General features: G+C 68.3%; 4 protein-coding genes. All 4 read left to right on the top strand.

The window, feature by feature from the left end:
• The coding region (locus JHD82_RS28340; protein WP_374191674.1) for an MFS transporter at positions 1-898 on the top strand (898 nt) is incomplete at its 5' end.
• A gap of 279 nt (positions 899-1,177) precedes the next feature.
• On the top strand, positions 1,178-2,791 hold the full coding sequence (xdhA, locus tag JHD82_RS28335) for a xanthine dehydrogenase small subunit (RefSeq protein ID WP_199140198.1): 1,614 nt from the start codon (positions 1,178-1,180) through the stop codon (positions 2,789-2,791).
• Position 2,792: 1 nt separating this feature from the next.
• Positions 2,793-5,219 carry a xanthine dehydrogenase molybdopterin binding subunit gene (gene xdhB / locus JHD82_RS28330; protein ID WP_063328514.1) on the top strand — a complete coding sequence of 809 codons (2,427 nt, stop codon included), beginning with the start codon at positions 2,793-2,795 and terminating at the stop codon, positions 5,217-5,219.
• Positions 5,220-5,395: 176 nt separating this feature from the next.
• The coding region (locus JHD82_RS28325; RefSeq protein ID WP_199140196.1) for an NCS2 family permease at positions 5,396-6,543 on the top strand (1,148 nt) is incomplete at its 3' end.

Genomic DNA, 6,543 nt, shown 5'->3' with positions numbered 1-6,543 from the left:
GGGCCTGATCGGCCTGGCCGCCACGCTGCGCTTCATGCCGGTGGGCGACCGCTTTGCCGTCAAGCGCTTCGACGGCGTGGGCTATGCGCTGCTGGCCTTCGGCATGGTGGCCGTGTCGCTGGCGCTGGACAGCATGTCGGGCAAGGGCATACACGGCGCCATGGTCTTCGTGCTGCTGATCTTCGGTCTGGCCAGCCTGGCCGCCTACTGGCTGCACGCGCTGCGCCGGCCCGACCCGCTGTTCGCCCCAGAGCTGTTTGCCGTGCGCAGCCTGCGCGTGGGCCTTCTGGGCAACCTGTTCTCGCGCCTGGGCAGCTCCTGCATGCCCTTCCTGATCCCGCTGGTGCTGCAGGTCTGCCTGGGTTTCTCTCCGCTGCAGGCCGGCATGATGATGCTGCCCACGGTGCTGGCCAGCATGGCCATGAAGCGCCAGACCACCACGCTGATCCAGCGCATCGGCTACCGCCGCGTGCTCATGGGCAACACCCTGGTGCTGTCGCTGATGATCGCCAGCTTCGGCACGGTCTCCACGGCGCTGCCGCTGTGGGTGGTCATCGTCCAGCTGCTGATCTTCGGCGCCACCAACTCCATGCAGTTCACGGCCATGAACACCGTCACGCTCAAGGACCTCGATGCCGGCAACGCCAGCAGCGGCAACAGCCTGCTGTCCATGGTGCAGATGCTGGCCATGGGCATGGGCGTGGCCGCCGCAGGTGCGGTGCTGGCCGGTTTCAGCGAATGGTTCGGCGGCGACACGCCGCAGCACACCCTCAATGCCTTCCGCGCCACCTTCGTCTGCATGGGCGCGGTGACGCTGGCCTCGACCATGATCTTCTCGCAGCTCGGCGACGATGAGGATGTGCGGCCCAAGCCTCTGGAGCCGGCCGAGCACGAGTGAGGGCTGTGCATAGCTTTTGAACCCTGAACCGCTGCAATCCACACTTTTGTTGCGGGTTTACCCTTGTTTTTGACAAGGATATATGGCAGCCCGCATAGGAAATATCGAGGCCGTCTTATGCGTTTGGGCGGGGCTGGACTTAATCTCGGGTACATCCGCAGGACTTACGCAAGCAGGAACGCAAACACGCCATCGCCACAGGGCCAGCGGCTTTCTTCCTCGGAGTTTGCGTAAGTCGTGATCCGAACAGTCCACGCACCAGCAGTTGCCCCCACGAGCATGAGCCAGAGCCCCAGTTCCCAACCCATCCGCTTCTATCACCGCGGCCAGATCGTCGAGGTACAGGGGCCGCATCCCACGCGCTCGGTGCTCGACTGGCTGCGCGGCGACGCGCGCTGCACCGGCACCAAGGAGGGCTGCAACGAAGGTGACTGCGGCGCCTGCACCGTGGTCATTGCCGAGCTGGCCGAAGACGGCGCGCCCGACGCCGTGGGCGGCCTGCAGCTGCAGACGGTCAATGCCTGCATCCAGTTCCTGCCCACGTTGCATGGCAAGGCGCTGTTCACGGTGGAGGACGTCAAGGGCCAGTGCGCCGGCAAGCAGGGCTGTGCCACGGGCAAGCCCGCAGGCGGTGCCGAACTGCACCCCGTGCAGCAGGCGCTGGTGGACTGTCACGGCTCGCAGTGCGGCTTTTGCACGCCGGGCTTCGTGATGTCGCTGTGGTCGGCCTACGAGCACCACCAGCAGGCCGGCACGCGCCCCTCGCGCCAGCAACTGGCCGACGAGCTGTCGGGCAATCTGTGCCGCTGCACGGGCTACCGTCCCATCCTGGACGCAGGCCAGCGCATGTTCGACCTGCCCGCCACGCGCATGGCCACCGACCCCGTGGTGCAGGCACTGCAGGGCCTGCGCGCGCAGGATGCCGGCTTGGACTACACCGCGCCCAACGCCGCCCAGGGCGGCCGTGTGGACAGCTTCCACGCTCCGCGCACGCTGGACGAGCTGGCCGCCGTGTGCGAGGCCAAGCCCCGCGCGCGCCTGCTGGCAGGCTCCACCGATGTGGGGCTGTGGGTGACCAAGCAGTTCCGCGACCTGGGCGACATCGTCTATGTGGGCGACGTGGCCGAGATGAAGCGCGTCGAGGAGCGCCGCGGCGCGGGCAGCCTGGACGGCGGCGAGCTGTACATAGGCGCCGGTGCCTCGCTGGAATCGGCCTGGTCGGCGCTGTCGCAGCGCTTCGAGGGGCTGACCGATGTGTGGCTGCGCTTTGCCTCCGTGCCCATCCGGCATGCGGGCACCATGGGCGGCAACGTGGCCAATGGCTCGCCCATTGGCGACTCCCCGCCCGTGCTGATGGCGCTGGACGCGCAGATCGAGCTGCGCAAGGGCGCACGCGTGCGCCGCATGCCGCTGCATGACTTCTATCTGGACTACATGAAGAGCCAGCTGGAACCGGGCGAGTTCGTGCAGGCACTGGCCGTGCCGCTGGACGCTGCACGGCGCCAGACCCGTGCCTACAAGATCAGCAAGCGCTTTGACTGCGACATCTCGGCGCTGTGCGCGGGGCTGGCCATCGAGCTCGATGGCGAGGTGGTGAAGTCCGCCCGCCTGGCCTTTGGCGGCATGGCCGCCGTGGTCAAGCGTGCGGCCCTGGCCGAGGCGGCCATCGTGGGCCAGCCCTGGGACCAGGCCGCAGTGAAGGCCGCCCAGGCCGCGCTGGCCCAGGACTTCAAGCCCATGTCCGACATGCGCGCCAGCGCCGACTACCGGCTCAAGGTGGCGCAGAACCTGCTGCAGCGCCTGTGGCTGGAGACACGTCCGCAGCAACCGCTGCCGCTGCAGGCCACCAGCGTCTGGAGCGTGATGCCCCACGCAGTGCACCAAGGAGCCTGAAATGAACCGCCCCATCGATCCCTCCCTGCTGCACTCGTCCGAGGCCTTTGCGCATTACCTGAAGAACACCGCCTTCCGCGTGGACGAGCGTGCCGAGGCCGGTGCCCACACCCAGGGCCAGCGCGTGGGCATCAGCCGCCCGCATGAGTCGGCCCATCTGCATGTGGCCGGCGAGGCCGCCTACATCGACGACCTGCCCGAGCTGGACGGCACGCTGCACTGTGCGCTGGGCCTGTCGCCCGTGGCCAATGGCCGGCTCAATGCGCTCAGGCTGGATGCCATCCGCGCCATGCCCGGCGTGGTGGCCGTGCTCACGGGCGAGGACATTCCCGGCGTCAACGACTGCGGCTCCATCATCCACGACGACCCCATCCTGTGCAGCGGCGAGATCCGCTACCTGGGCCAGCCGCTGTTCGCCGTGATCGCCGAAAGCCGCGAGGCGGCGCGCCTGGCTGCGGCCCAGGCCAAGGCGGCGGCCGACATCGCGGCCGAACCGCCCGTGCTCACGCCCCAGCAGGCGCATGAGCTGGGCCAGTACGTGCTGCCGCCCATGCACCTGGCGCGCAGCACGAATGAAGGCGGCGCGCGCCGCGCCATGGACGAGGCGCCGCACCGCCTGAAGTCATCGTTCTACGTGGGCGGCCAGGAGCAGTTCTACCTGGAAGGCCAGATCAGCTACGCCATTCCCAAGGAGGACGGTGCCGTCCACCTGTACTGCTCCACCCAGCACCCCAGCGAGATGCAGCACCTGGTGGCGCATGCGCTGGGCGTGGCCTCGCACGCCGTGCATGTGGAGTGCCGCCGCATGGGCGGCGGCTTCGGCGGCAAGGAGTCGCAGTCGGCCCTGTTCGCCTGCGTGGCCTCGGTGGCCGCGACGCGGCTGCGCCGGCCCGTCAAGCTGCGCCTGGACCGCGATGACGACTTCATGATCACGGGCCGCCGCCACTGCTTCTGGTACGAGTACGAGGTGGGCTACGACGACGAGGGCCGCATCCTCGGCGCCGAGATCTCCATGGTCTCGCGCGCCGGCCACTCGGCCGACCTGTCCGGCCCCGTGATGACGCGCGCGCTGTGCCACTTCGACAACACGTACTGGCTGCCCGATGTGTCCATGCACGGCTACTCCGGCAAGACCAATACGCAGAGCAATACGGCGTTCCGCGGCTTCGGCGGCCCGCAGGGCGCGATCGCCATCGAGAACATCATGGAGACGGTGGCGCGCGAGCTGGGGCGCGATGCGCTCGATGTGCGCCGCGTCAACTTCTACGGCAAGACCGAGCGCAATGTCACGCCCTACAGCCAGGTCGTGACCGACAACGTGATCCACGAGCTGGTGGCCGAGCTGGAGACCTGCAGCGACTACCGCGCGCGCCGCGACGCCATCGCCGAGTTCAACGCGGCCAGCCCCGTGCTCAAGCGCGGCCTGTCGCTGACGCCGCTCAAGTTCGGCATCTCCTTCAACGTCAAGCACTTCAACCAGGCCGGCGCCCTGGTCCATGTCTACAACGACGGCTCCATCCTCGTGAACCACGGCGGCACCGAGATGGGCCAGGGCCTGAACACCAAGGTGGCCCAGGTCGTGGCGCACGAGCTGGGCGTGGGCTTCGGGCGCGTGCGCGTCACGGCCACCGACACCACCAAGGTGGCCAACACTTCGGCCACGGCGGCATCGACGGGGGCCGACCTCAACGGCAAGGCCGCTCAGGACGCGGCGCGCCAGATCCGCGAACGCCTGGCCGCCTGCGCCGCCGAGCGCCATGGCGGCCGCGCGGAGGACGTGCGCTTTGCCAACGACCAGGTCCACGTCAACGGCAAGGTGCTGGATTTCAAGGCCGTGGTGGGCGAGGCCTACATCGAGCGCGTGCAGCTGTGGTCCGACGGCTTCTATGCCACGCCCGGCCTGTCGTGGAACAAGGACACCATGCAGGGCCGGCCCTTCTTCTACTACGCCTACGGCGCCGCCGTGAGCGAGGTGGTGGTGGACACGCTGACCGGCGAGTTCAAGCTGCTGCGCGCCGACGTGCTGCACGACGTGGGCCGCTCGCTGAATCCGGCCGTGGACGTGGGCCAGGTCGAGGGCGCCTTCATCCAGGGCATGGGCTGGCTGACCACGGAAGAGCTGGTCTGGCATCCGCAAAGCGGCAAGCTCACCACGCACGCGCCCAGCACCTACAAGATCCCGACGGCCAACGACTGCCCGCCCGTGTTCAACGTGCGGCTGTTCGAGGGCGACAACTTCGAGGACTCCATCCACCGCAGCAAGGCCGTGGGCGAGCCGCCGCTGCTGCTGCCGTTCTCGGTGTTCTTCGCCATCCGCGACGCCGTCTCGGCAGCGGGCGGGCACCGCAGCAATCCTCCGCTGCAATCGCCGGCCACGCCGGAATCCATCCTGCGCGCCATCGAGGCCGTGCAGGCCGCCGGGAGCTGAGCGGACCGGCGCCGCCCCCTCATTCCTTGAATCGGCGCGCAGCGATGCGCGCCACCAGGTCCATGGCCGCCCGGCAGGGTGCCATGCCTTGTGCCGGCCTGGACAGCCGGTGCTCAACCCTGGGCGCTTTCACAACCGTTGCGCCCCGCATGCGAAAACAACACGGAGACAATGCGATGAACTGGATGGAACGGGTGTTCAAGCTCAGTGAGCACGGCACCAATGTAAGAACCGAGCTGGTCGCGGGCCTGACGACCTTTCTGACGATGGCCTACATCATCTTCGTCAATCCCTCGATCCTGGGGGATGCGGGGATGCCCAAGGGGGCCGTCTTCGTGGCCACCTGCCTGATCGCGGCGCTGGGCACGACCATCATGGCGCTGTACGCCAACTATCCCATCGCGCTGGCGCCGGGCATGGGCCTGAACGCCTACTTCGCCTACGTGGTGGTGCTGCACATGGGCTTCACCTGGCAGGCCGCGCTGGGCGCGGTCTTCGTCTCGGGCTGCCTGTTCCTGCTGGTGACGCTGTTCGGCCTGCGGGAGCTGATCATCAAGGGCATACCGCAGTCCATACGCATAGCGATCACCGTGGGCATCGGCCTGTTCCTGGCGCTGATCGCGCTCAAGAGCGCGGGCATCGTCGCCGCATCGCCGGCCACCTTCGTGACGCTGGGCGACCTTCACAAGCCCGAAGTCATCCTGGCCTCGCTGGGCTTTCTGATCATCGTGGTGCTGGACCGCCTGAAGGTGCCGGGCGCCATCCTGATCGGCATCGTCGCCGTCACCGTGGCCTCGTTCTTCTTCGCGGGCAACGAGTTCCACGGCGTGTTCTCGGCGCCGCCCTCCATTGCGCCCACCTTCCTGCAGCTGGACATCAAGTCCGCGCTGACGGGCGGCATCCTCAACGTGGTGCTGGTGTTCTTCCTGGTCGAGCTGTTCGATGCCACGGGCACGCTGATGGGCGTGGCCAAGCGCGCGGGCCTGCTGGTGCCCAGCCGCATGGGCCGCTTCAACCGCTCGCTGCTGGCCGACAGCGGCGCCATCTTCGCGGGCTCGCTGTTGGGCACCTCCAGCACCACGGCCTACGTGGAAAGCGCGGCCGGCGTGCAAGCGGGCGGCCGCACGGGCCTGACGGCGCTGACCGTGGCCGTGCTCTTCCTGTGCTGCCTGTTCCTGTCGCCGCTGGCCGGCGTGGTGCCCGGCTACGCCACGGCGCCTGCGCTGTTCTTCGTGGCCTGCCTGATGCTCAAGGAGCTGACCGAGATCGAATGGGGCGAGACCACCGAGGCCATCCCCGCTGCCGTCACGGCCCTGCTCATGCC

The organism is Delftia sp. ASV31 (genome assembly GCF_016428765.1).
Lineage (GTDB): Bacteria > Pseudomonadota > Gammaproteobacteria > Burkholderiales > Burkholderiaceae_C > Comamonas > Comamonas acidovorans.
The sequence above is the reverse complement of the archived record's forward strand: the minus strand, read 5'-3'. Positions and strand labels throughout refer to the sequence as shown.

What these genes read in the sequence shown, in the direction of transcription:
- xdhB (WP_063328514.1), top strand. Translation starts at nt 2,793, where the DNA reads ATGAACCGCCCCATCGATCCCTCCCTGCTGCACTCGTCCGAGGCCTTT.
- xdhA (WP_199140198.1), top strand. Translation starts at nt 1,178, where the DNA reads ATGAGCCAGAGCCCCAGTTCCCAACCCATCCGCTTCTATCACCGCGGC.